Annotated in this window: 26 protein-coding genes and 1 pseudogene; 12 read left to right on the forward strand and 15 right to left on the reverse strand. The window is 52.0% G+C overall.

The window, feature by feature from the left end; all coding sequences use genetic code 11:
- Nucleotide 1 precedes the first annotated feature (1 nt).
- Genes TU92_RS01475 through rbsK form a run of 4 tightly spaced genes read left to right on the forward strand, consistent with a single transcriptional unit; the run spans nt 2 to nt 3,711 of the window.
- Nucleotides 2-1,087, forward strand: a complete 1,086-nt coding sequence (locus TU92_RS01475) for an ABC transporter permease (RefSeq protein ID WP_112164203.1) — start codon at nt 2-4, stop codon at nt 1,085-1,087.
- Between the two features lie 48 nt (nt 1,088-1,135).
- On the forward strand, nt 1,136-1,816 hold the full coding sequence (gene alsE / locus TU92_RS01480; RefSeq protein WP_112164204.1) for a D-allulose 6-phosphate 3-epimerase: 681 nt from the start codon (nt 1,136-1,138) through the stop codon (nt 1,814-1,816).
- A gap of 15 nt (nt 1,817-1,831) precedes the next feature.
- Nucleotides 1,832-2,776 (forward strand): allose kinase, encoded by a 945-nt coding sequence (alsK, locus tag TU92_RS01485; RefSeq protein ID WP_112164205.1) that lies wholly within the window; start codon nt 1,832-1,834, stop codon nt 2,774-2,776.
- Entirely contained in the window at nt 2,773-3,711 is a 939-nt protein-coding gene (gene rbsK, locus TU92_RS01490) for a ribokinase (RefSeq protein WP_112164206.1), read from the forward strand. The genes alsK and rbsK overlap by 4 nt, the downstream gene beginning before the upstream one ends.
- 63 nt (nt 3,712-3,774) lie before the next feature.
- Here the strand turns inward: rbsK and TU92_RS01495 are convergent, their stop codons facing one another.
- Together TU92_RS01495 and TU92_RS01500 are read right to left on the reverse strand one after the other, a co-directional pair.
- On the reverse strand, nt 3,775-5,814 hold the full coding sequence (locus tag TU92_RS01495) for a hypothetical protein (protein ID WP_112164207.1): 2,040 nt from the start codon (nt 5,812-5,814) through the stop codon (nt 3,775-3,777).
- 315 nt (nt 5,815-6,129) lie between these two features.
- The gene (locus TU92_RS01500; protein WP_112164208.1) at nt 6,130-6,738 is read right to left on the reverse strand and encodes an HD domain-containing protein; all 609 of its coding nucleotides are present in this window, start codon (nt 6,736-6,738) and stop codon (nt 6,130-6,132) included.
- Nucleotides 6,739-7,068: 330 nt separating this feature from the next.
- On the opposite strand from TU92_RS01500, the gene trhA reads away from it, so the two are divergent.
- Entirely contained in the window at nt 7,069-7,719 is a 651-nt protein-coding gene (gene trhA, locus TU92_RS01505; RefSeq protein WP_112164209.1) for a PAQR family membrane homeostasis protein TrhA, read from the forward strand.
- A 52-nt stretch (nt 7,720-7,771) separates the two neighbouring features.
- Here trhA and TU92_RS01510 read toward each other — a convergent pair whose 3' ends face one another.
- Entirely contained in the window at nt 7,772-9,052 is a 1,281-nt protein-coding gene (locus tag TU92_RS01510; protein ID WP_112164210.1) for a lysine N(6)-hydroxylase/L-ornithine N(5)-oxygenase family protein, read from the reverse strand.
- A gap of 155 nt (nt 9,053-9,207) precedes the next feature.
- On the opposite strand from TU92_RS01510, the gene TU92_RS01515 reads away from it, so the two are divergent.
- Nucleotides 9,208-10,089, forward strand: coding sequence for a PhzF family phenazine biosynthesis protein (locus TU92_RS01515; protein ID WP_112164211.1), 882 nt, complete (start codon nt 9,208-9,210; stop codon nt 10,087-10,089).
- 2 nt (nt 10,090-10,091) lie between these two features.
- Here TU92_RS01515 and TU92_RS01520 read toward each other — a convergent pair whose 3' ends face one another.
- Nucleotides 10,092-10,967, reverse strand: coding sequence for a LysR family transcriptional regulator (locus TU92_RS01520; RefSeq protein ID WP_112164212.1), 876 nt, complete (start codon nt 10,965-10,967; stop codon nt 10,092-10,094).
- 196 nt (nt 10,968-11,163) lie between these two features.
- On the opposite strand from TU92_RS01520, the gene TU92_RS01525 reads away from it, so the two are divergent.
- Both TU92_RS01525 and TU92_RS01530 read left to right on the forward strand, forming a co-directional pair.
- The gene (locus tag TU92_RS01525) at nt 11,164-12,363 is read left to right on the forward strand and encodes a M20 family metallopeptidase (RefSeq protein ID WP_112164213.1); all 1,200 of its coding nucleotides are present in this window, start codon (nt 11,164-11,166) and stop codon (nt 12,361-12,363) included.
- Between the two features lie 20 nt (nt 12,364-12,383).
- Nucleotides 12,384-13,184: a transporter substrate-binding domain-containing protein gene (locus tag TU92_RS01530; RefSeq protein WP_425272537.1), complete on the forward strand. Its 801-nt coding sequence runs from the start codon at nt 12,384-12,386 to the stop codon at nt 13,182-13,184.
- A 16-nt stretch (nt 13,185-13,200) separates the two neighbouring features.
- Here the strand turns inward: TU92_RS01530 and TU92_RS01535 are convergent, their stop codons facing one another.
- Complete coding sequence (locus TU92_RS01535; protein ID WP_112164215.1) at nt 13,201-13,755, reverse strand: helix-turn-helix domain-containing protein; 555 nt, start codon at nt 13,753-13,755, stop codon at nt 13,201-13,203.
- Between the two features lie 85 nt (nt 13,756-13,840).
- On the opposite strand from TU92_RS01535, the gene TU92_RS01540 reads away from it, so the two are divergent.
- The 3 genes from TU92_RS01540 to TU92_RS01550 all read left to right on the forward strand — a co-directional run bounded on the left by TU92_RS01540 (nt 13,841) and on the right by TU92_RS01550 (nt 16,145).
- Nucleotides 13,841-14,362 carry a GNAT family N-acetyltransferase gene (locus TU92_RS01540; RefSeq protein ID WP_112164216.1) on the forward strand — a complete coding sequence of 174 codons (522 nt, stop codon included), beginning with the start codon at nt 13,841-13,843 and terminating at the stop codon, nt 14,360-14,362.
- A 97-nt stretch (nt 14,363-14,459) separates the two neighbouring features.
- Nucleotides 14,460-15,551 (forward strand): bifunctional DNA-binding transcriptional regulator/O6-methylguanine-DNA methyltransferase Ada, encoded by a 1,092-nt coding sequence (gene ada / locus TU92_RS01545; RefSeq protein ID WP_112164217.1) that lies wholly within the window; start codon nt 14,460-14,462, stop codon nt 15,549-15,551.
- 57 nt (nt 15,552-15,608) lie between these two features.
- The gene (locus TU92_RS01550) at nt 15,609-16,145 is read left to right on the forward strand and encodes a GNAT family N-acetyltransferase (RefSeq protein WP_112164218.1); all 537 of its coding nucleotides are present in this window, start codon (nt 15,609-15,611) and stop codon (nt 16,143-16,145) included.
- 65 nt (nt 16,146-16,210) lie between these two features.
- On the opposite strand, the gene TU92_RS01555 is transcribed toward TU92_RS01550, so the two are convergent.
- The 7 genes from TU92_RS01555 to gatZ all read right to left on the reverse strand — a co-directional run bounded on the left by TU92_RS01555 (nt 16,211) and on the right by gatZ (nt 22,546).
- The gene (locus TU92_RS01555; protein ID WP_112164219.1) at nt 16,211-16,918 is read right to left on the reverse strand and encodes a GNAT family N-acetyltransferase; all 708 of its coding nucleotides are present in this window, start codon (nt 16,916-16,918) and stop codon (nt 16,211-16,213) included.
- A gap of 138 nt (nt 16,919-17,056) precedes the next feature.
- Nucleotides 17,057-17,911 (reverse strand): tagatose bisphosphate family class II aldolase, encoded by an 855-nt coding sequence (locus TU92_RS01560; RefSeq protein WP_112164220.1) that lies wholly within the window; start codon nt 17,909-17,911, stop codon nt 17,057-17,059.
- Between the two features lie 4 nt (nt 17,912-17,915).
- Nucleotides 17,916-18,965: a galactitol-1-phosphate 5-dehydrogenase gene (gatD, locus tag TU92_RS01565; protein WP_112164221.1), complete on the reverse strand. Its 1,050-nt coding sequence runs from the start codon at nt 18,963-18,965 to the stop codon at nt 17,916-17,918.
- A gap of 46 nt (nt 18,966-19,011) precedes the next feature.
- A complete protein-coding gene (locus TU92_RS01570; protein WP_112164222.1) occupies nt 19,012-20,376 on the reverse strand; it encodes a galactitol-specific PTS transporter subunit IIC in 1,365 nt (454 codons plus the stop codon).
- A gap of 3 nt (nt 20,377-20,379) precedes the next feature.
- Nucleotides 20,380-20,664 (reverse strand): PTS galactitol transporter subunit IIB, encoded by a 285-nt coding sequence (gene gatB / locus TU92_RS01575; protein WP_112164223.1) that lies wholly within the window; start codon nt 20,662-20,664, stop codon nt 20,380-20,382.
- Between the two features lie 111 nt (nt 20,665-20,775).
- The gene (gene gatA, locus TU92_RS01580; RefSeq protein WP_112164224.1) at nt 20,776-21,258 is read right to left on the reverse strand and encodes a PTS galactitol transporter subunit IIA; all 483 of its coding nucleotides are present in this window, start codon (nt 21,256-21,258) and stop codon (nt 20,776-20,778) included.
- Entirely contained in the window at nt 21,251-22,546 is a 1,296-nt protein-coding gene (gene gatZ / locus TU92_RS01585; RefSeq protein ID WP_112164225.1) for a tagatose-bisphosphate aldolase subunit GatZ, read from the reverse strand. Before gatZ ends, gatA begins: the two co-directional genes overlap by 8 nt.
- A 272-nt stretch (nt 22,547-22,818) precedes the next feature.
- On the opposite strand from gatZ, the gene TU92_RS01590 reads away from it, so the two are divergent.
- Nucleotides 22,819-23,601 (forward strand): DeoR/GlpR family DNA-binding transcription regulator, encoded by a 783-nt coding sequence (locus tag TU92_RS01590; protein WP_112164226.1) that lies wholly within the window; start codon nt 22,819-22,821, stop codon nt 23,599-23,601.
- A 212-nt stretch (nt 23,602-23,813) separates the two neighbouring features.
- On the opposite strand, the gene TU92_RS22410 is transcribed toward TU92_RS01590, so the two are convergent.
- The 3 genes and pseudogenes from TU92_RS22410 to TU92_RS22265 form a co-directional block, all read right to left on the reverse strand.
- Nucleotides 23,814-24,128, reverse strand: a complete 315-nt coding sequence (locus TU92_RS22410; RefSeq protein WP_244207760.1) for a hypothetical protein — start codon at nt 24,126-24,128, stop codon at nt 23,814-23,816.
- Nucleotides 24,129-24,156: 28 nt separating this feature from the next.
- Nucleotides 24,157-24,351, reverse strand: a pseudogene (locus TU92_RS22590) (terminase small subunit); the annotation flags it as partial.
- A 443-nt stretch (nt 24,352-24,794) separates the two neighbouring features.
- Nucleotides 24,795-24,932: a hypothetical protein gene (locus TU92_RS22265; RefSeq protein ID WP_167457484.1), complete on the reverse strand. Its 138-nt coding sequence runs from the start codon at nt 24,930-24,932 to the stop codon at nt 24,795-24,797.
- Nucleotides 24,933-24,950: the final 18 nt, after the last annotated feature.

Raw genomic sequence — 24,950 nt, forward strand, 5'->3', positions numbered from 1 at the left:
TATGTTCGCGAAAAGCAGAAATTTGAACCTGAAAACTAAGCCTGACACCCGGCCACGGCTGAGGATCGCCAGCCTGAAAATCGACAACACGACGCTCGGATTATCACTGTTACTGCTGGTGGTCATCATCGGATTCAGTCTGGCCATGCCGGGGCGATTCTTCAGTGACGCCACCTTTATGAGCGTCGCCTTCCAGCTGCCGGAGCTCGGTTTGCTGACGCTGGCGATGTTTATCCCCATTCTCAGCGGCGGCCTGAATCTGTGCATTATTGCCACCGCGAATCTGACCAGCTTACTGATGGCGTGGGTATTTCTGACCTGGCTGCCGCCGGACGCCAGCATAGCGATGCAGGCGGTATGGCTGACGCTGGCGTTGGTCGGCGCAATGATTCTGGCGCTGGTGATTGGCATGCTGACCGGCGCGCTGGTGGCCTACGTGGGTGCGCATCCGATTCTGGTGACGTTGGCGACCATGACAATGGTAAACGGCGTCGGTATCTATCTTTCACGCGGCGCGGCAATCAGCGGCATGCCGGACATCGTGCGCTTCATCGGCGCAGAGACGCTGCTCGGCATACCGGTGCCACTGATTGTTTTCCTGCTGACGGCGGGGCTGGTAGCGGTGTTTCTGGAGCGCACACGCCTTGGCAAATACATCTACATGAGCGGCAGCAACATCAACGCCACCCATTTCAGCGGCGTGAACACCCACCGCGTGCTGATCGCCATCTACGTCATCTCCAGCATGTTATGCGTCATTGCGGGGCTGATCATGATGGCGCGCTTCAACTCGGCGCGCATGGGCTACGGCGATTCATACCTGCTGCTGACCGTGCTGGCGATCATTCTCGGCGGCACCGACCCCAACGGCGGATTCGGCAAAGTGGCAGGCGTGGTGCTCTCGCTGATTGTCTTACAGGTGATTTCCACCGGCCTGAATCTCATGAACGTCAGCCCGCATTTCAGCCTGGCGATGTGGGGAGCGGTACTGATTGTGGTACTGGCGCTGAAATTCTTCCGTGCACGCTTTCTTCAGAAACGGGCGGGGCGCATGAGCGCCGCCAAAGCGCGCGCTGCACAACCTTAACGCTTTCATTTATCTGATTACTTTAGTCTCTGAACCAAGGACAACATCATGGAATACAAAATTTCTCCGTCGCTGATGTGCATGAGCCTGATTGACATCAAACAGCAACTGGAGGTTCTGAACCGCCGCGCCGATATGCTGCACATTGACATCATGGACGGTCATTACGTCAAAAATATCACCTTGTCACCGTTCTTTATCGAGCAGATCCGCCCGCACACCCCACTGATCCTTGACGTGCATATGATGGTGGAAAATCCGTCGGACTTTATCGAGCCGATTGCCCTTGCCGGTGCCGATTTCATCTGCCCGCACGCCGAAACCATCAACCGCGACGCGTTCCGCATCATCAACCAGATCCGCTCACTGGGGAAAAAAGTTGGCGTGGTGCTCAATCCTGCAACGCCGGTGGAGTACATCCAGCACTACATCCATCTGGTGGATAAAGTCACCGTGATGACCGTCGATCCGGGCTATGCCGGGCAGCCGTTCATCCCGGAGATGCTAGGGAAAATCGCCCAGCTGCGCGATCTCAAACAGCAAAAAGGCTATCGCTATCTGATCGAGATCGACGGTTCCTGCAACCTGCGCACCTATCAGGATCTGCTGTCGGCGGGCGCGGAAGTGCTGATCGTCGGCAGCTCCGGCCTGTTCACGCTGGACGACGATCTGGATATCGCCTGGGACAAAATGCTCGATCAGATGCGTCAGGCGCGTCACGCAGCCTGAGGGCAGGAGAGCCGTATGCCGCATTTTCTCGGAGTGGATGTCGGGGGTACCAATACCCGTTTAATGCTGATGGACAGCCAGCAACAGTTTCGTGGCTACCAAAAAACGCCGACCCAAAGCTGGGCGGGACAGAGCAGCCCGTTACAGGGTCTGGAAGCGCTGATCGCTGAGTTTCTGCACACGCAGGATCCGCACTGTCAGGTGGCGCAGGTGATGCTCGGCCTGCCGGGCGTTCTCTCGCGTGACCGCAATACCGTGCTGTCGCTGCCGTTCATTTCTGCGCTGGATAACCAGCCGGTAGCGGCGCTGCTGTCGGAGCGTCTGCATCTGCCGGTGACGATGGATAAAGACGTTAACCATCTGATGTGGTGGGATTTACAGCAGCACGGCGCGCTGCCGGACGTGGCGGTCGGGCTGTATCTCGGCACCGGCCTGGGTAACAGTTTGTGGATCAACGGTGATTTTTATCACGGCGCGCACGGCGGTGCCGGTGAGCTGGGTCATATCCCACTGCCAGGCAATCTGTTGCTCTGTCCGTGCGGTAAAACCGGCTGTGTCGAGACGCTGACTTCCGGCAACTGGCTGACCGGCTGGGCGCGGCAACATGTGCCTCAAACACCTTTCGCCGAGCTGTTTACGTGGCACGCCGGGCATGACGATTTAATCGAATTTGTAGCCCGTCTGGCACGTACCGTGGCCAGCGAAATGAACATTCTGGATCCGGAGTTTCTGGTGCTGGGCGGCGGTGTGCTGGCGATGGCGAACTTCCCGCTTTCGCAGCTGGAGCAGCAACTGCGCAGTCATCTGCGCAGCCCGTATCCGGCGAACGGACTGAGTATTCACTTTAGCGCCATTACCGACGAGACCGGCTGCCGGGGCGCGTGTTTAGCCGCACAGCGCATTTTTCAGTCGCAGCCTGCTGTTGCAGCGCGACCGTTTTCCTTGAGGAGAGAGGCATGAACAAAGGCAAGGTATGCGTATTCGGTTCTTTCAACCTCGACATCGTCGCAGGCATGGCGCGCTTTCCGCAGCCGGGGGAATCCCTGATTGCCCGCAACAGCATGATGGGCGCGGGCGGTAAAGGCGCCAATCAGGCCGTCGCCGCGCTGCGCGCCGGAGCGCGGGTGCATTACATCGGCAAGGTCGGGCGCGATGACTTCGGTATGTTCGCCCGTCGCCATCTCGACAGCGCCGGTTTCGATGCCGTCACGCTGTTTTCCACCGGCGAATGCCCGACCGGCAACGCGCTGATTTACGTCGCCGGTGCCGACGCGGAAAATATGATCGCAGTCGATCCGGGTGCAAATCTGACGGTCACCGACGAAGAGGTCGAACAGTGTCGTCCTGCCGTCGCGGCGGCGGATATCCTGCTGACGCAGCTGGAAAATAACTTACCGGCGATCGAAAAGCTGATAGGCATTGCCAGGGAAAACGACACTTACATCATCCTCAATCCTGCGCCGTTCCAGCCGGTCTCCGACCACCTGCTGGCGCAGGTAGATCTGCTCACGCCGAACGCCACAGAATGCACGCTGCTGACCGGTATCGAGGTGCGCGATATTCCGTCGGCACAATGCGCCGCCCTCGCGCTGCACGCCAAAGGTATACAGGCGTTGATCATCACGCTCGGTACGCAGGGCGCACTGCTGTCGGTCAATGGTGAAACCCAGCTCATCGCCGCCTGCCCGGCAACGCCGGTCGACACCACCGGCGCGGGTGACGCCTTTAACGGCGCGCTGGCCTCACAGCTCGCCGCAGGTTCGACGCTGCAAGATGCCGCTTTGTTTGCTTCCGCCTACGCCTCAGTTTGTGTGGAAAGGGCAGGTGCGGCGGCGTCAATGCCGACGTATAAGGAAGCGCGGGAACGGCAAAACAGCGTGATAAATGTTGAGTAGATTAAAATTAAAAAAGTCCTGAAAAGAAATTCAGGACTTTTTCAACGTACTCCGGGCAGTCAGTCATTGACTAATAACAGACAGTGTTGTTACTGCTGATTGTCCGTTAATGGTATAAATATTATTTAAATAAGACGAAAGGACTGGCAGAGTAAATGAACACTTTGTTCCTTCTGTTGGATTGTTTTTCACTCCGGTATATTGACCAGCACATAGCCCAGGAATATCGCTGTTAATTTGTTTTGCTAAGGCACTTGCCCATCGATAGGTTGGCATCCAATAATCACTCGGCGGAGTATAAATTGATTCATATTTTGTGCCATCCTCAAAGATCACCGAGAACTTAACGGATTGCCCAGTATGTAAATCAGAAGCAGATATATATCCTACCTGAAGGTACTTATCAAGAATACGTGTTGTATAATTCGCATTTTGACCTGTAGTCGTATAAATCTTGTTTAAATAGGATGAGCCTATCGGTGTCATGAACTTACAAGCATTATTTGCAGTGACCTGCTGTGTTAAAACGCCTGCGCATGCATCAGCTATTTTTTCATTGAAAATTTTTGTTAAACCCGGTGTCCAGCGGTAAACCGGATAATAATAATCACTATCCGGAGAGTAAACAGCGAACTGAGGAGTTTTTTCGCCAATAGTGATATCTATCCTTGCAAGCTGATTCTCTTTGAGGTCCGACCCCGTAATTTCCCCAACGTATTTCCATAATGGTATCGGTTCTACAGATAAAAGAGGTATTTTGGCCGGTGGAATTCGTCCTTTTGCAGTTTCTACGTCAATATTTTTAAAATCGCTTGTGTTTACTTGAGTTTGGTCGTGAAAAGTATTATTTGCCTCTAGAAACTCACCTGTAGGATTTCTCCATGTACCAAAAATGCCCAAGATAGTCTGGTCTTTTGCCTGGAACTTGTTATCAAAAACAACAAAATTACTAACTGAGATACTCTCCGTATCTGAATTTACAATATCCTGATAATAATTTACTGTACCTTCTTTTATGAAGTTATTAAATACAAATGTATCATTCATAAAAGTTGTTGCTGATGACTTATAAGCTCTTGCATCAAAGTCCACACTATCAAGATAATTTCCAACAAAGTAAACTCCTGTTGCATTACGGAATTTAGCCCCTCCTGAATCATCTGCTGGCCAACCTGAAAATAAGTTGTTTTTCAATGTGACGTTGCTGTATTGCTTTATATACATAACATGATCGCGAGATATGTTACAGTTACCCGTTGTTGGATCACTTTTTAAACATGTCTTTTTATTGCCTGCTACAATATTGTAATTGAATTCAGAGTCAGTCAATCCATCAGTAGCGTACCATCCTGACTGGAAGTACCCTTGATCTTCTTTCACTATTAGCCTTCCATTTTTCGCTGCCAATTTTAGCTTGTTAACAAGTTCAAAGGTTCCAGTGTCATAATAGTTAAGGCGTGGGATTAAATTTGAATCTGAAATGTCGCCTATTATATTATGCTCAACGACAGTGTTTTTATTTCTGTAGGTACTTAAACCAATGCCAGGATGATCTTCATCACGTAACAGTATATTTCCTTGAATAATGAAAGGATTGTGGGATATGGCAAGTTGTACGTCAGTGTAGAGTGTGTTAATTAATGCGTTATTTATTATGCTAATATTACTTTTGTTTCCATAAAAATATATACGAACATTGTTGAAAACAATACCTTTTATTGTCAGGTTTTTTACTATCGAGCTATAGTTAGCATCCCCTACAAATGCAGTGTTATCACCTCTGTTGTCATGAAAAATAGTCGTACCAGTTTCCGAGCCCACTAAACTATTAGCAGTTTTTAAGACAATGTTCTGATTGATAATGTAATCACCCGCTGGGAAGAAAATCCCGCCATTTACTGGCATTGCCGAGCTAATTAGTCCTGAAACATCTGTCCCTGTATTAGGTAATATGCCCAGATCTTTGGCGCAGGTTAATGTGACATCTTTTATTTCCGGGATTTTTTCACCGGCACATAGCGTATCTGCTGCATAAACCTGGAGAGTAAGTAAATGCAGAACTGTGCAGAGTGATAGGCTGAGTATATTAGGATATATTCTCATGATAGTATTTCCTTAAGATATTATTTAATCTTTTTTTGGATGGTTTTTACTGATTTTCATAGCTATCTTGAAGGCTTGCGTAATTAAATGCATATCATTTTTTATGTAAAGGAGATAACACAACAAAGACTGACTTACTCGCGGATATATAAAATCATCATCAATAATTATTTATATTTTCATCACATCATTTATATTCCCGATGTGGAATTTTGATTACTCTCTGGGGAAAGGTTCACCTGCCACGATTGTGCCGAAACAGTTTGTTAAGCCTCCTCCCAAGAGTAGGGGAGGAGCTAAAATCAGAAATTAAAATTACTTCAGCCAGCCCTGCTGATGGGCGTTATCGAGATGGCTGCGCAGGTGTTGCCACAGTTCCGGGTGGATATCGGCGATGAAAGCATTGCGTGCCAGAACCTGTTCCAGACGGATATTGTTTTCCACCCAGCTCTGCCCCTGATTGTTCAGGTTCATGATCATCGGCATGATGCGGTCGATCACCAGTGCGAATTTCGCTTCCTGCGTTTCACCTGCTTCGTATTCATTCCATAAGTCGAGGAACTGGCCACCGAGCGGCGCGGGCAAAAGGCCGAACAGGCGTTTTGCTGCAATGATTTCCTGATCGTGAACCGCCGCGCGGGCAGCCAGATCGTAAACCAGCACATCGCCGGCATCGATTTCGACGATATCGTGAATCAACGCCATACGGATAACTTTATTGATATCAACACCCTCTGGCGCGAAAGGGGCCAGCGACATCGCCGCCACGGCGAAATGCCAGCTATGTTCTGCCGAATTCTCCTGACGATCGGTGCCTAACACTTTGGTGCGGCGTTGCACGCTTTTCAGTTTGTCGATTTCCATCAGGAATTGAAAAACTTCGGTCATGGCACCGAAATTTAGCGGGGGAGTTGCTACTGACATAATCAAACCTTAGTCAAATTGACGACATGATGAACAGCGTTATCAGAGATTTCCGCTATACGATAATCGCTTGGTGACAAAAAATCATGTTTTTGGGTGCGGAAACTCCCCGCGTTATAAAAATGTAATATAGGTAAATTATAAACAAAGTGAATGAATTGAAGGGCTTTGCAATCTGATGCGAAGAAAATGATGATCCGGCTAAGAGACTGTTACAGGACGAAATACTCAATTTAAGCGTACAGGTGTACACTGGAATCGTTCTCAGCTACTCTGCTGGTCTGGGTAATTTATAACCTGTCATTTTATTGTTCTGAGGATCCTCATCGTATGGGTAAGTCGTCTCCATCACCACAGGGATATCCGTGGGCTGAAGAAATTGCCAACAGTCTGAGTCACGGCGTTGGTTTGGTATTTGGGATTGTCGGGCTGGTGTTATTACTGGTTCAGGCGTTGGGCGATAACGCCAGCGCGATGGCAATTACCAGTTATAGCATTTACGGCGGCAGTATGATTTTGCTGTTTCTGGCCTCGACGCTTTATCACGCCATTCCGCATGAAAAAGCGAAATACTGGCTGAAGAAACTCGATCACTGCGCCATTTACATACTGATTGCGGGCACTTACACGCCGTTCCTGCTGGTCGGGCTGAATTCCCCGCTGGCAAAAGGCCTGATGGCGGTTATCTGGGGACTGGCGCTGTTCGGCGTGATTTTTAAACTGGCGTTTGCGCACCGTTTTGAAGTGCTTTCGCTCATCACTTATCTGACGATGGGCTGGCTGTCGCTGGTGGTGATTTATCAGCTGGCGATGAAACTGCTGCCCGGCGGCGTATGGCTGCTGGCGATCGGCGGCGTGGTGTACACGCTCGGGGTCATATTTTACGCCTCGAAGCGTTTTCGCTTCGGTCATGCCATCTGGCACGGATTCGTGCTTGGCGGCAGCGCCTGTCACTTTCTGGCGATCTATTTCTACGTCTAGCCTTGCTTGTGTGATGCAAAAGCGGAGCCCGTGCTCCGCTTTTTTATGCCTGTTATTCCCCCGCCCACCACTGGACCAGAGAGGGTACCGGGCTCAAATCGTAATGCGATTCTCCCAGCAGATGATTGAGGATTTTTGCGGAGCGCCACGCCGTCAGGGTCAGTTGCCCTTCGGCGCTGCCGTGGCTGTGGATCCCGGCGTTCACCGCATAAATCCGGTTCTTATCCGGGCCATCCCAACGCAGATTGAAATTCGGCTGCAACGGTAAATGCTGCTCGCGGTCATAGGGGATCCGCTCAAGCATCGGCGCGAGATACTCCGGCAGGCCGGGGCGATAGCCGGTCGCCAGAATCACGATATCCGCGCTGAAATGTTCTTCGCAGTTTTCCAGCCCGTGTTTGGCCTGCAAGCTGAAATCTCCGGCGGCATTGCGTGCGATATGATCGAGTGCGCGGTGCGGTAATAAACGCACGTTGCGCGGCTGATGCAGCACGTCGAAACGGTGATAAAGCTGCTTATAGATATCTTCCAGTGTGTGATAACTGATGCCGTCCGACGGTAATTTTTGCGTGGCAATCTCGCGCTCACGCACGTCTTCCGGCAGGGTGTAGAAGTAATTCACGTATTCCGGCGTGAAGTATTCGTTGGTGAAAATTGACTCGTCCAGCGGCTGGAAGTTCGGTCGTCGTGAGAGCCAGCTCAGTTCAGCGAATTCTCCCCAGTGGCCGCTCAGCGCATTGAGAATAATGTCGGCGCCGCTCTGGCCGCCGCCGACCACGGCAACGCGTTTGCCGGTGAAATCCGGCTCGCGCAGTTCAATTTCGGCGGCATGAAAACAGTTTTCCCCCAGCGCTGCCCTTGCCGGTTTCGGTATCCACGGCGCGTGGCCGGTGCCGAGACAGATATTGCGGGCGCGGTGCTCCCCTTTTTCGCTCTGCACCACGAATTCCTGACGCTTATCGTCGAAATCAATACTCTCCACCGGCGCGGAAAAATGCAGATCCGGGATGCGGTCGCAGGCCCAGCGCAGATAATCGGAGAATTCATCACGGCTGATGATCAACTGTTCGGTGGCCAGAAAGCGGTAAATTTTCTTCTGTTCGACCAGATAGTTGATGAAGGAGAATTCGCTGCGTGGCGCGACGGTCGTCACCAGATCCTGCAGGACATAGGTCTGCATGGTGGCGGTCGGCAATAACATGCCGGGGTGCCAGCTGAATTCCGGGTTTGCATCGAAGAAGGCGGCGTCGAGTTTCCCCGTATCCTTTGCCATCGCGGCCAGGCTTAAGTTGAAGGGGCCTATGCCAATACCTATCAAATCCTTCGCGGGCATCTTTCTGTTCCTTGTGTTTTCATTGAAATGATATGGAAAGTGCCTTAAGCATAGGCCAGCCATTGGCGACTGACATTTTTCTCGATAACTTATCGAATTATTCTTAAACTCAGTGACTTCACCCTTTCTTTCTCCCTGATTAAAAAGGATTTGCTATGACCCGCCTGCGTCGTTTCAAACAAGTTGATGTGTTTACCGCTGTGCCACTGAAAGGCAATGCGCTGGCCGTGATCCTTGATGCCGAAGGGCTGACGGATGATGAAATGTACGCCATGGCGCGCTGGACCAATCTGGCGGAAACGGCATTTGTACTCAAACCGGCGTCGCCGGAGGCCGATTACCGCGTGCGTATTTTCACCACCGATAAAGAGTTGCCTTTTGCCGGGCATCCGACGCTGGGTACGGCGTACGCGCTGTTAGAAAGCGGGCTGACGCCAAAAAATCCGGGGTATCTGATTCAGGAATGCGGCGTCGGGCTGGTTCAGGTGAACCAGCTGGCCGAAGGCGGGCAGGCGTTTTCCGCGCCTCCTGCGGTGCTGAAACCATTGGCGGCTGAGTATAACGATTTGCTGGCCAGCGCGTTGCGCGGCGGAAAAATACAAGCCAACGTCACGCCAGTTCAGGCAGACATGGGCATTATCTGGCTGGTGGTGCGGATGGAGAGCGCGCAGGACTGCCTGAACATAAAAGCCGACGCGGCAGCCATCAGCCAGTTGCAAACGCAGCTCGGCATCAACGGCGTGGCAGTCTATGGTCTGCATGATGACAATGGCCCGGCGAATTACGAAGTGCGGGCGCTGATCGATGAAGACGGTGTGCTGAAAGAGGATCCGGTCACCGGCAGCGCCAACGCCTGTCTGGCGCGGGTGCTGAAAGAAGCCGGTTTCCCGGACGGCAATAATACTGACCAAAAATACCTTGTGCGTCAGGGCACGAAGCTCCAGCGCGATGGCCGCGTCACCGTCACCTTCATTGACGGCGAACCCTGGATCGGTGGCGATTCCTGTACGCTGATCGACGGCACGTTAGACCTGTAAACTCAGCGGTTAGCGGATGCCAGCGCCTGTTGCGCCGTCTGCAACAGATGGATAAATGCCTGCATATGGGGGATGGCGTTCAGTTTATGGCGATGCAGCAGCCAGGTGCGGTTCTTCACCGTTGACCCATCGACGGTGACGGGCCGCCGGTAAAAATGCGCGGGCAACGGTAAATAGGTCGCGACAATCGCGTATCCGAGCCCGTGTTCCACCATCGCCATGCAGACTTCCAGCTTGTCGACTTCCATGGTCACGTTGGGCGCGTGCGAGAAATTAGCATTCCACCAGCGCTCAATCAGCTGCGTAACGTGCGCACCATGATGAATGCGGATCTGCGGCATATGCGGCAGCAGCGCGAAATCGAAATCCTGACTGTTCACCAGCACATAATCGTCTTCCTCGATCAGGTGCTTGCTCTCCTTCCAGTTAAAATCGTCCTTCACCAGTGCCATATCAATTTCGCCGCGCAGTAGTTTTTGAATGATGTCCTCACTGAAGCCGCTCATCAGGTTCACGCGAATGCCCGGATGCGTCTGGCGAAACTGGCTCAGCAACGGCGGTAGCCTGTACGCCGCGAAGTTGCTGGAAACCCCGAGCGAAATCTCACCCTGCTGCGCCTGATCCAGACTGTGCAGATTGAGTTTCAGTTGCTGTAAATCATTGAGCACGCTCACCGCATGCTGTGCCAGATAATCGCCCTGCGCGCTGAACACCAGTCCCTTTTGCCCCTCTTCAAACAGGCGGATTGCCAGCTTGCGTTCGATTTGCCGTAAGCGATAACTGAGCGCGGGCTGCGAGGTATAAAGCTGCTCCGCCGCGCGGGTAATATTTTTATGCTGATAAACAGCGCGCAAGATCAGCCAGTCTTTCTCGTTCATTTTGTACCCGATGCAGGCCACGAAAAGTGATCACCATAAAATAATTTTTGCGTAAAAAGAGCAACGGATAAAAAGGCTGAATTTGACCGAAACTCTCAAAAGCCCTATTTCTGGTGGTACAGAGACGAATTAACGTGATGCCAGATTTTCATATCAGAAAAGAATTTTTGGTTTTGCACCACCGCAGGGAATAAAAATGTCTGGTTGTACCACACAAGAACAGAAAGTGCAGATCATCGCCGCCGTCGATTCACTTGCCGCAGAAGCCAGTACGCTGGCGCTAAATCTCCACGCCAATCCCGAACTGAGTTTTGAAGAAATTGAATCCGCCGCGGCGTTAATCGCGCCGCTGCGAGCCGCCGGTTTTGAGATTGAAGAACAACTGGCCGGGCTGCCCACAGCGTTTCGCGCCACCTTTGACAGCGGGAAGCCGGGGCCGGTTGTTGCGCTGCTGGCAGAATATGATGCGCTGAGGGATCTCGGCCACGCTTGTGGCCATAACCTGATCGGCACGGCCTCCGTCACCGCTGCGCTGGCGCTGAAACAGGTATCGCACCTGCTGAAAGGCCGCCTGGAAGTCATCGGTACACCGGCGGAAGAAGAAGGCGGCGGGAAAATTATCCTCAGCGAAAAAGGTATTTTTGACCAGGTTGATGCGGTGATGATGTTCCATCCCCGCGATAAAACCATGGTGGTGCGCGGCGGTCTGGCGTGCGTTGACGCGGTCTTCAAATTCTATGGCAAAGCCGCCCACGCCGCGTCTGCTCCGCAAAACGGTATCAGCGCGCTCGACGCGGTGATCCACACCTTCAACGGCATCAATGCACTGCGCCAGCTGTTCACCGACGACGTCCGCGTTCACGGCATCATTACCGACGGCGGCAGCGCTACCAATATCGTTCCTGCCTTCGGTGAGGCGAAATTTCTGATGCGCGCCAACACGGTCGTTGGTTTGTCGGGGGTGAAGCAAAAAGTGTTTGATGCTGCACGCGGCGCGGCGCTGATGACCGGGGCGCGGCTGGAAATTGAAGAAGGGCTGACCTACGCCGAGCGCAATAACAACCTGACGCTGGCGCAATACTTCCAACAGAATCTGGAGGCGCTGGGCGTGGAGGTGGTTCCTCCACCGGTAAGCGGCGGTATCGGCTCTTCGGATATCGGCAATGTCAGCCAGATAACGGCGGCGATCCATCCCTATATCCGTATCGGCGATGTGCTGCCGCATACACCGGAATTTGCGGCTGCCGCGGGTTCCGCCCCCGGTTTGGAAGGCATGTTGCAGGGCGCAAAAGCGCTGGCGATGACAGCGCTGGATTTGTATCAGGACGAAACCAAACTTCACGCGGTACGGGAAGAGTTTTTAAGCTGGCAGTCAAAACAATCACTTCGGGGATGAGAATAATGTTGAAGAAAACGATGTTCCATAAGTACGTGGCGGCTGGCATTTTGACGTTGTCATTGGGCAGCTCAATGGCGCACGCCGGGGGCGAAACTCTGCGCGTGGGCGCTGACTTAGCGTTCCCGCCGTTCCAGTTTCGTGACGCCAGCGGTGCACCGACCGGGTTTGAAATCGACATTACCAACGCCATCTGCAAAGAGATGAAGGTGAATTGTGAATTTGTGGTCAGCAGTTTTGATGCCGAAATCCCTTCGCTGCTGGCTAAAAAAGTCGATTTTATTTCACCCCAGGGGCCGACGGAAAAACGCCGTAAGGTGATCGACTTCAGCGATTTTGTCTTCCATATCCCGACAAAGCTGGTGGTGCAAAAAGGCAGCCCGCTGCTGCCGACGCCGGAATCTTTGCGGGGCAAACATATCGCGGTGCAGCAGGGTTCTATTCAGGAAACCTACGCCAATGCTTACTGGCAGCCAAAGGGCGTGGACGTAGTGGCCTATGCCGATCAGGATACTATTTATCAGGACCTGATCGCCGGACGCCTTGATGGCGCACTCAGCCCGGCGGTGGCGGTGACCTTTGGTTTCCTTAATAAACCGGAAGGTAAAAACTTCACCCTGACCGGCCCGGAAGTGCGCGACGATAAACTGTTCAGCATCGGTTCATCATTTGGCCTGCGTAAGGGCGACGACAAAATGAAAAAATTGCTCAACGACGGACTGGCGAAAATCAAAGCTGACGGCACCTGGGAGCAGATCAAAATCAAATATTTTGGTCCGCTGGATATCTCGGTAAAAGGTGCCGTTTCTGCGCCTCAATAAGCCCGACGCGTTGCCGCTATTTGTCGCTCATCACCAGCAAATAGCGGCAAGGGTGTTCGCCGGGATTGCTGAACGTAATCGGCAGATCGACGCCAAACGTCAGCGCATCTCCGGCGGATAACGCATAATTCTGTGCGCCGTAATCTATATTCAGTGAGCCCTCCACCATCCATAAACGCTGCCGGTAAGCCTGATGGCTCCAGCCCGGATAGCTGACGCGGGTGCCAGCGGGCAGGGTGATTTCCACCAGTTCCGGGGCGCCGTGTTCTTCATGCGCCGTCACCTGTCGACGTAAATAGCCGATATCCGGATCCTGCCAGACTTCCTGCTGCGCGAGCAGCCGTAACGGCGCAGACTGGGCATTGTCCTCCGCAAGCAATTGCGCGAGCGATACGCCCAGACTGGCCGCCAGGCGTCCCAACAGGCTGGCGCTCGGACTGCTGTCTTGTCGCTCGATTTTCGAAATCATGGCTTTACTGACGTCAGAACGGCTGGCGAGCTGCTCAAGGCTGAGGCCCTGCGCTTTGCGTAATGACTGCAACCGGGTGGCGATCAACTGGTCGATTGACATAGGGTAAGTTCCGTTGTTTACTTTTGTGGAATTAATTCTACTATAGTGGAATTTAACGCATAACGAAAGCCACCGGGAACGACTTATGAAACTGATTGCCTGCACTGAGCGCCAGCATGCTGTCGCGATTCTGGATATTTTTAACGACGCAATCCTGACATCCACCGCGTTGTATGATTATAAACCGCGCCACATCGACAGTATGACCCCATGGTTTGCCTCTAAACTGACCAATAACTTCCCGGTGATCGGGCTGGAAGATGAACAGGGCGTACTGCTCGGATTCGCCAGCTACGGCACCTTCCGTGCATGGCCTGCGTATAAATACTCCGTCGAGCATTCGATTTATATTCATAAAGACCATCGCGGAAAAGGGTTGGGAAAAGTGCTTCTCATGGCATTGATTGACGCCGCCCGTGAGCGGGATGTCCATACGCTGATTGGCGCCATTGATGCCACGAACGGCGGCAGCATTGCTCTGCATGAGAAAAACGGCTTCAGCCATACCGGCACAATCAGGCAGGCCGCGTTTAAATTTGACCGCTGGCTGGATTTGGCCTTTTATCAGTTGATTCTGGCTACGCCATCTAAGCCGGTGGGTGGCTGAGAAGGGGGGACCGAATGAGAAAGCAAGAGCCGGAGGGCGCGCCGAAGGCCAGCAGCTTAAGCTGAGATTCAATCAGTCGGGAAACGTGAGGCGCACTATGTCAGGCAAATCGAAAACTCTCTATCAGGCAACCATGAACATACATAAAACTGCGCAGGATCCGCGCTGGCTGGCGGTCATTAACTGCGACGGCAGTGCTGACGGTGAATTTGTGTACGCGGTAAAAACGACCGGTATTTACTGCGCGCCTTCCTGTCCGTCGCGTCAGCCGAACCCGGAAAATGTTATGTTTTTCGACAATGCCGAAGCGGCCGAGCAGGCCGGTTTCCGGCCCTGCAAGCGTTGCCGTCAGGGGGTGATTTCACTGGCACAATTTCATGCACAGCGGGTGGAAAAAGCCTGCCGGTTGCTGGAAGAGTCTGCTGAAGTAGTGACGCTCAATCAACTGGCGGAAGCAGTTGGCATCAGCGCCTATCATTTTCATCGCCTGTTCAAAGCGCAAACCGGGGTCACGCCAAAAGATTATCAGCAGGCGCAACGCGCCCGGCGGGTTCGCGAAAAACTGGCAGACAGCGTTACCGTGACCGAAGCGATCCACGCCGCTGGTTATCCTTCCGATGGCCGCTTTTACGAAACTTCAGGTGCGACGTTGGGTATGACGCCGCAGGGTTTTCGCTCCGGCGGGCGCGATGTGCGTGTCTGGTTTGCGATTGCCGACTCTGCGCTGGGCGCAATTTTAGTTGCTGAAAGTCAGCGGGGAATTTGCGCGATATTACTCGGTGATGATCCGCAGGCGCTGATCATCGAGTTGCAAAATAGCTTTCCGCAGGCGGAGTTGCTCGGGGGCGATCCGGACTTTGAACAGCGTATTGCGTCGATTGTCGGCTTTGTCGAAGCGCCGCATATTGGCCTCGACTTACCCCTGGATATTCGCGGTACGGCTTTCCAGCAGCGTGTCTGGCAGGCACTGCGCGCCATTCCTGCGGGCACTACCGCCAGTTATGCGGAAATCGCCCGTCAAATCGGCTTACCGAAATCGGTTCGCGCGGTGGCCGGAGCCTGCGCCGCAAATGTGCTGGCGGTCGCGATCCCTTGTCATCGCGTAGTTAAAACCGACGGTAATATTTCCGGCTATCGCTGGGGCGTAGAGCGCAAACGCAGTTTGCTGGCGCGTGAAGAAAAAAACTGACTATACTGGCCAGACTGCGTTTTTTTCGATAATTATCAACATTGAATGAGGGATCCTGTGCCTGAATTATCACTGCGTTTTGCTAAGCCTGCGGATATTGATGCACTGGCTGCCTTACACGTCGCTATCTGGCGCGATACCTATCGCGATCTTGCGCCCGCAGAGGCTTTTTCTGCGCTGGACGTTCCGCGCCGGAAAATCTTCTGGCAGGAAAAATTTGAAAATCCGGCCGCCGGACAGTGCATTTTACTGGCCGAGGTTGACGGACAACTGGCGGGTTTCACTCTGGCATCGTCTTCATCAAATCCGGAATTTGGGGAAATGGCTGAAATCAAATTCCTGTACGTGTCTGGCGATTTTAAACGTCAGGGGATCGGTAAGCGGTTAATCAACGAAGCTTCACGACATCTTGCTGAGGCGGGTTATCGTAGTGCCGGGCTGGGCGTGGTGGAAGGCAACGAACCGGCTGTCCGTTTTTATCGCGCGCTGGGTGGTAAGGAAGCCGGACGTTATACCGATGCCGGGCCGTTATGGCGTTCTCGCAATATTATTTATGCCTGGCCAGACATTACGCTCCTGACAGCAATGTCATAGCGTTGCACTTTTTACAGTTCCCGCGCCAATAAATTGCGGGAACTGTTCATTTTTCCCCTTCGTTTTCAGCTCTTTCTCAGATCTTCCAGCCGTTGTTTCTGTTGACCTTCAGCCGTGAAATTCTCCGGACTCAACCAGCGATCGAAGGTGCTTTTTGATGCTGGCCATTCGTGATCGAGCAATGAGAACCAGAGCGTATCGCGATTACGCCCTTTATTTACAATAGCCTGGCGGAAAGTCCCTTCGTACTGAAAACCAAAACGCTCAGCCGCCAGTTTTGACGGTTCGTTCAGGCTGTGGCATTTCCACTCGCAGCGGCGATAGTTCAGGGTATCGAACAGATAGCGTTGCAGCAGGTAAATGGCTTCAGTGCCAAAGCGGGTGCGCTTCATCAGCGGCGACCAGTTCACCCAGCCAATTTCCGCAACGCCGTTGACGGCATCGATGCGCATCAGAGAGACGCTACCCACCGCGCGCTGAGTCGCCAAATCCACCACGGCGAAAAACACCGGGTCTTCACTTTTTTCCTGCAGACTGATAAATGCATCGCACTCTGCCTGCGTTGCAGGACGATCAACTGAGAGATACGTCCAGTCACGATTGTCATCAATACTGTGCCAGGCGTTGAATAAATCCTGACTGTGACGCTCGCGACTTAGTGGCTCGAGACTGCACCAGATACCGTCCAGTTGAACGTGCGTCGGGCGTTCGCGCGGTTGCCAGTCGGGCAGGGCATCACCGACGGGTTGACCAAAGTGGTTAAGGGTTGTCATAGCAGTTTCCATTCACTGTCGAAGAGCATCCATAAAATCAGAACAGATGGATGGCTGCAACCGGACCGGCCATAAAAACCAGTTAAGCGGGGATAATCCCCGCCTGGTTTCAGTGATATTCAGCAATGAATAAAATGGTTACAACCGCCCGGCGCTGCCACAAATCCTGATCTTCTCCTCGACGACCTTTTGCATGGCGATTTTGCCTGGCACGACGTATTTTCGCGGATCGTTCGCTTCAGGATGCTCGGAGAAATACTGCTTTATACCCTCAGCAAAGGCGATCTTCAGTTCTGTAGCAACGTTAACTTTGCAAATTCCCAGTTCGATCGCCTGATGAATCATCTTCTCCGGGATCCCTGATGCACCATGCAGCACCAGTGGGATATCGACCAGTTGCCGGATCTGCCCCAGTCGGGTGAAATCCAGTTTAGGTTCGCCCTGATACAAGCCATGAGCGGAACCGATCGCCACGGCCAGTGAGTCGATGTTGGTGGCATCGACGAAATGTCTCGCCACGACCGGATCGGTAAAGAAGCTGTCGCCTTCGTCCACCACCAGGTCATCCTCCTGCCCGCCAAGACGACCGAGTTCAGCTTCAACGCTGGCGTCGAATGTGTGGCACAAACGTACTGCTTGCCTGACTTTTTCGATATTTTTTGGCAGGGGAAAATGTGAGGCGTCGATCATTATTGATCGAATACCCGCGCGAACTTTTGTTTCGATATCACTTTGTTCTTCATGATGATCCAGATGCAGCGCCAGCGGAAGGCGATATTTCCGCGCCGCTTCCTGACAAATTGAAATCAGGTAATCCGTTCCCGCATAGCTGAATGTGCCCGGTGTACCCGCCAGAATCACTGGCGAACTCATGGCTGCTGCAGTTTCGGCAACGACCTGAACGGTTTCCAGATTGTGGATGTTAAAGGGCGGTACGGCATATCCTTCGCGCTGCGCCGCCAACAGCATTTCCCTGTTTGAAATCAGATACATTGTTTCATCTCCCTGTCATATCCAGCAAAATTTTGCCGGTCATCGGCTTGCCCGCCAGCGAAATCACATCTGTGACGAACTCCTCCGGCGTGCTGAGGCTTGCAATAAGCGGCTCCAGGTTCATCTTATTTTCGGCAAATAACTGCGTCGCCTGCTGCCACTCGCTGCCCGGCCACGGCGCAGAGTAATTCATCCAGCTGCCCAGTATCGTCAGTTCTTTGCGTAAAATATGGCTGAAGGTGACAACGTTTAGCGTCAGATCTTTGTGTAAGGTGCCCACCAGCGCGACCTGCGCTTTCGGACCTGCGATATCCAGAGCCAGTGCCACGGTTTGCGGCGTACCCGCAGTTTCCAGGATTAACTGATTAAAGCGGCGTTCATGAGAATGCTGACGGATTTCCTCCTCACTCATGATTGCACTGTCGCAGGCATGGGTGGCACCGGTACTTAACGCCAGATCCAGTCGCCGGGGATTGATATCAATCGCGGTGACGGATTTTGCACCCAATGCGGCAGCGGCCTGAATGATCAGCTGGCCGATAGTGCCTGCGCCGATCACGACCACTTCTTTGCCCTCGCATCCACCTGCCAGTTTCAAGGCATGTAAGCCGACGGTTATGGGTTCAAAAAATGCGCCCTGCATCAGCGAAGTGCCTTTCGGCAGCCTGAACAGGTTTTTACATGAAACCACGACAAATTCGGCGTGCCCGCCATCGCGGCGGGATCCAATAAACTGATAGTGCTTACACTGTGAGTACGCTGCTTTGCAGCACTCCTCGCATTGAAAACAAGGCAATAACGGTACGCAGACCACGGCATCACCTTCCTGTAAATCACCGCACTCTGTGCCGGTGCTGACCACGTGGCCGCTGAATTCGTGGCCGAGTGTTATCGGATAAAAATGCGCACCGTTGGAAAAAATGCGGGGAATATCAGAGCCGCACAGGCCGGAATAGGCAACACGCACCAGCACGTCATCGGGAGCATTAAGTTCAGGCATCGGGCTCTCTTCAACGCTCATCTTCCCGCCCGTATGTACAACGACAGATTTCATAGTCAGTTTCCTTTTAGCGGGGGATTCCCCCCGCCGGAACGAAGTTTTAAGCGTTGGCCAGTTCAGCGGCCAGCTTTTCGGTTTTGATGAAATTGCAGGCGCGACGCCATGTGAGGAAGACACCGATGGCGTAAATCACGCCAATGATGCTCAACCCCGCGATGTTTTTAAGCGTACAGAGTTGAATCAGCAGATACGTGATCGGTGAGCCGCCCTGATCCATTGAGGCAACCCGGCCACCCGCGCTTAAGGCACCGGCATTTGCTGCCAGCTGGGTGTGCAAATCAATGGTCTGCGTGGCAATCCACAGGGTGATACTCATGATGATGCATCCGGAGATTAACGTGCGGAACAGGTTGCCCTGATGCACGGCGACCGCGATGGCGACAAAGAAGCCGATGGTAGCGAGGTCGCCGAACGGCAAGACCTGATTTCCCGGAACCAGTACCGCTATCAGAATCGTCAGCGGAATAAAGATCAGGCTGGCAGAGACAACGGCGGTATGGCCGAGCAACAGCGCCGGATCCAGGCCAATCAGGAATTCCTGCCCTCCGAAGCGGGCCTGAAGACGGCTACGGGCATGGCGTGCAATGGGCGTTAATCCATCCATAATCGGTTTGATCACCCGCGGCATCAGCAGCATAACCGCAGCGGTTTTGACCGCCAGTTGCAATACGCCTTTGATGTCATAACCCGCGAGGTAGCCGATGATAAGCCCCATCACAAAGCCGACGGTGACCGGTTCACCAAACGGGCCGAAACGTTTTTGTACGTCATCTGCGCTGAAGTGAATTTTGTTCAGGCCGGGGATTTTTTCAATAATGGTATCGACCAGTACGGCAATAGGCCCGAGGTAAGCTGATGAACCGTGAGGAATAGCGATACCTTCGAGATTGAAGAAATTCCGCGTGTCTCTGGCAAACCAGTCACCCAGTTTGTAGATAAACGCCGCATGCACCACCACCCCCATGATTCCGAGCCAGTAGGAGCCTGTCGCGAGATGCAACATGGCGCCGGTAAAGGTCATGTGCCAAATGTTCCAGATATCCACGTTGACGACGCGCGTCATGCGTGTCAGCAACATGAGGATATTCACACCGATCGCAATAGGAATGGCGACCAGAGCAATTTGTGATGCCCAGGTCATCGGCGATGAACCCGGCCAGCCGATATCCACAACCTGCAGATTGATTTCAAAATGCTCAGCCATCGCTTTCGCGGCAGGTCCGATGGAATCCAGCATCAGGCCAATGACCAGTCCGATACCTACAAAACCAATCCCTATATGAATCGCAGATTTAAAAGAATCACCCAGCTTCATCCCTAATATCAGGGAGAAAATGATGATCACTCCGGGCAGCATGACTGTTGGCCCGAGATCGAGGATGTAGCGCATAATTTCGGTAAACATGGCTTACTCCTGTAACAGGGTCAGTATTGTTTCACGCAAAGTTTCCATGCCCACACCAGAGATAAACGGCATGCCGTGGACCAGCGGAATATCCCCGAACGTGCGGTCGACTTTGGCTGTGGTACAAATCAGGTGCACGCCATCCATGAAAGTTTCAATTTCATTGATGCGGCACTGAACGATCTCCACCTGTATGCCGTGAGCTTCACACAGCTCTTTAATCTCTTCTGCCGCCAGCGTTGAGGTGGCAACAGCGCCGCCACAGGCGACAATGACTTTTCGTTTCACGGTAAGACTCCTTGATGGTCTGTTTTTGGTGTTATTTTTTGTAGGACTTCGGGTACAGCGTTGGTCATAAAAACGTCTTTGTTCAAAAAACCTTCTTTGTTCACAACAACTTCAGGCAGAGACTACTGTCGCCTTCAGGGGAGTCGCGGCAAATACATGCTGTTTAAACAAGGCTGCCAGCTGATCTTCGGGGACCGTCAGCAAGCCTTCGAAAAAAGCAGGATCCTGCAACTGGCTGAATAACTGACGCAATAACACCAGTTGCTCCGACGGATGCGTGACGATCAGCGCCACAATCAATGACGCCGGCACCGTGCCTTCATCGTCAGCCTGAAAGAATTCAACCGGTGCATCGGGGCGTATCAGGTAAATGGCTGGCGTGAGGGCATGTGTAGAATCGCAATGCGGTATGGCGACCGCGTGTTTTTCAAGCTGGATACCGGTGGGGTATTCCGCTTCACGGTCAAGCAGCGCCTGCGGATAGCTATTCTCAACAACACCCGCTTCCACCATGCATTTACCGATATGCGTCAGTGCGTCGTAATAATCTTCAAAGGCGATACCGGTTTTAATGAAGACTTCGCAGTTATGCATGGTTGCACTCTCCGCAGGTTGCTCTTTGTGGAGTACAGCCAAAGTGATAGGCGCGTAAGACGTCCTGAATTTTGTCGATGATCAGTTCATGAGGATCGCTGGCCAGAGCGCCTGCCATCACACGTTCGAACTGGGCTGGCAGATACTGGCTTAGCAGTCCCAGCGGGATATCCAGGGATTGTAAGTTACTGATCAGCACTTCCATCGCCCGGTTGATACGCGCGTGTGGCCAGTAGTAGCGGATACGATCAGAAAGGCTGAAATGAAGGTCGATCAGAGACAGGCTGAATGTCGGGTTGTAATACTTTTTCCAGTAACCTGGTTCATCAAGCATGACGCCGTCGATTACCGTCAGGAGCTGGCTGCGGGATTCTGGTGCAATGAGGACCTGTTCGATATTTGCGAGTGCAAAGACAGCCTCACGCAATGCAAAAGTTAGCGCCGGTCCGACTTTGAGGATGGCGTAATGATCGTTTACCAGATTGCGGTAGGAGTTCCGGGTCTGGTAATCGGTGGAATGTGCCTCGTAAACCAGTGGCGTGGTTTTTATATAGGCTGATAAATCTTGTGCGAGATCGGGCTGATAATGGATCACCCTGCTGTGATCGAACTCAACGCCGGGTTGAACCACGACGGCGATGATCCGATTGATGGCTTCTTCCAAACCGGCTTCACGGAATGCCTGATGGTGCATATTTAGCGTCGCTTTCGCGTCTCTGGCTGCGGTAACGTGCACGTGCTGAATGGCTGATGCTTCGCCGCCGGGAACCGGCACTTCCGTACCAATGACGTAAGTCAGAGACGCTTTTTGCTGCGGTGTTGCCACTTTTTCCGCGATCCGACATAAACGTGCTGCACGCTGAGCAACAATAAAAGGATCCAGCGTAATAGGATCATCCGCACAGGACATTGAAGCATCCAGATGGATTTTACTGAAACCAGCTTCCACGTAGTGCGCGATTAAGACTTCCGCTTTACTCATTGCACTTTCAGCATTTTCGCTCTGCCAGCAATTTGGCCCCAGATGATCGCCCCCTAATATCAAGCGCTGAACAGGAAAGCCGATTTTCTCGGCTATCGCGAGAACAAAATCGCGAAAATCAATGGGCAACATACCGGTATAGCCACCGAACTGGTTAACCTGATTGGACGTGGCCTCGATGAGGACTTTTCGGCTGGTTTGTAGGTCTTCCCGAAGTGCAGCCTCGATCACCAAAGGGTGGGCCGAGCAGACTGAGCAAATACCGATACTTTCGCCATTCTTATGTTTTGATATTAATTCTTTCATTTTTCCTCCGTTTGTTTTCGAAGATGTTCGTATCTTTCCGAAATCCAGACAATAGCGATTTTTGTTTTTCGTGATGATGATCGTAATATTTCGTAAGTTATTTCATTCGTTTTCTTTCGTTTGGGGTGCTGTGCCGTGTAATTTCATTCTGTACACAAATGGATAGTTCGGTAAAACAAGGTTACGTGTTTCACATTCGGACTATTTTTTTCTCCTCATTGCGAAGTCTTTTGTTTACACTAAGGCCTATATGGCGTTTTGGGCTAAACAGAATGAATACTTTCGATCGTCGCAATAGAATTATTGAGTTAGTCAATCTGAAGGGGAATGTTCAGGTTGCGGAGCTTTCGAGTGCTTTCGGTGTTTCCGAAGTGACCATTCGCTCTGACCTGACTTTGCTGGACCAAAAAGGTGAATTGACCCGTTTTCATGGCGGAGCGGCCAGGCGGCAAGAGAAGGAGAGCCGCGGACAGGATAACCAGCAGCATGAAATGGTGATGGAGGAACGTTATCTTCAGGCCAGTGATCCTAAAAAACGTATCGCTTTGGCGGCCGCTGGCATGGTGAAGCCAGGTAATACCGTGATCCTCGACAGTGGTAGTACTACGATGCTACTTGCTGAAGAACTGGTGAAATTCGGCGATATCACAGTCATTACCAATAATTTACCGGCTGCCTTTGTGCTTTCCGAGAACCCCGATATCACGCTGGTGGTGTGTGGCGGAACGCTGAGACATAAAACGCGTTCATTGCATGGCAACATTACCGAATATGCCTTGCAGGGGATTGTCGCCAACCTGATGTTCGTCGGTGCCGATGGCCTGGATGCGGCATCTGGCATCACGACGTTTAATGAGGGTTACAGTATCAGCGGCATTATGGCTGAGGCTGCCCAGCGGGTTGTTGTCGTTACCGATTCCACCAAGTTTGGTCGTCGGGGATACAACCTTGTGCTGCCAATGAATAAAATCGACGCCATCATTACCGATACGGACATCAGCGAAGAGGCACAGCAGGCACTGAAACAGACATCAACCGATCTCATTCTTGTTTAACTCCCTCTCGAAGCAGGTATTTTCAACGCATGCTGACTGTATGCTGCTGGGAAAATAAGGGAAACAGGCAGTTTTAAGGGGTGAGCGGCATCACGAAAACAATGTGAAAGCGTTGCAGTAGCAGACAGAGTATTTTGGGAGATGAATTCAAACACAGGCCGCTGGGAATGATCCCTGTGGCCGGTAAGGGTGATATCCAGATTTCTTGTTATCTACCTAAAAGTGAAGTATTTCTTTTTCAGAATGTCGTACGTGCCATTTTTATGGATTTCTGCCTGCACATTGTTAAGTAATTTCAGATACCACAGTTCCCCTGTACGCAGGTCAACCGCTGTGCCTTCCTGCATATAAGCTTGTCGCCTCGACAGAAATTTCTCAAGTGTCGCTGTGGTAGATCTCACCAATACCTTCACCGAAATAAAACCCGCAATCGGGGTTCGGGTCGTCTGTCGGATCCCGAGCAATATCGCTCCAACATTTTCGGCAATTAACTCGCCGGTACTGAATGGGCTCGTTTGGATCTGCAATGACGATGTTCCATAGCCAGCGCATTACATCATCGGCCCTTATCCGGCCAGAAGCTAACCGGTCTTTCATCGCAGACTGGACTGCGCGATTCACCTTAACATTTCTATACAGGCGTGAGGCTGCTGCGCAAAGAGATCCTGGTGCGCAATTGTACCAAGTGCGACGGTATGCTGCTGACTGATTCAGGTCTTTGAGATACTCATACACAAAGCGCTGTTGCATGTGGTTTAGCCAGTATTCATTGGGCTCATGACTTTCCCTGGCTCGATTTATTTCGTACTTCTGTATCAGTTGAGTATTGAATTGTGTGAGAGGGGGGGAACGTTAATCCCTGCAGGTTTTAAGTGTTGTTGCTGCGTACTATTTGCGTACCTGTTATTGCGTACCCAACCATCAGTCCTGGCGCGTTTTCTGATGGCGTCTTCACTCAGACCATACTTTTTACCCAAGGCTCTGTGGGAAAGTTGGGTGGTGATGTAGTCGTGTGGAGGTAACAAGTTTTCATGAGGCCAGTTATAAGTATAGGCTACTTGAATTCAATATTATAATTATAGTAGATATACACTCAGGAAAGTAGTTGCGAATTATTAAAATGTAAAGCGCCCGATTTATTTTTATCAGGCGTTTTAAATATTGAATAAATTAATCAATTTGAACTTCTATAATTACTTTTGATCCCGTGGTTTCCCTGCATCATCACGCTTTTTACGCAACTGTCCATCCTCGTTTCGAGCCCTCGGTTGTTCACCACCACCAGGTTTTGGAACATTTACATCTTTGTTGATTGGTCGTCTGTCAGTCATTTTTTGTTTCCTTTTGCG

Origin of the sequence: Rahnella inusitata (assembly GCF_003263515.1) — a bacterium.
Lineage (GTDB): Bacteria > Pseudomonadota > Gammaproteobacteria > Enterobacterales > Enterobacteriaceae > Rahnella > Rahnella inusitata.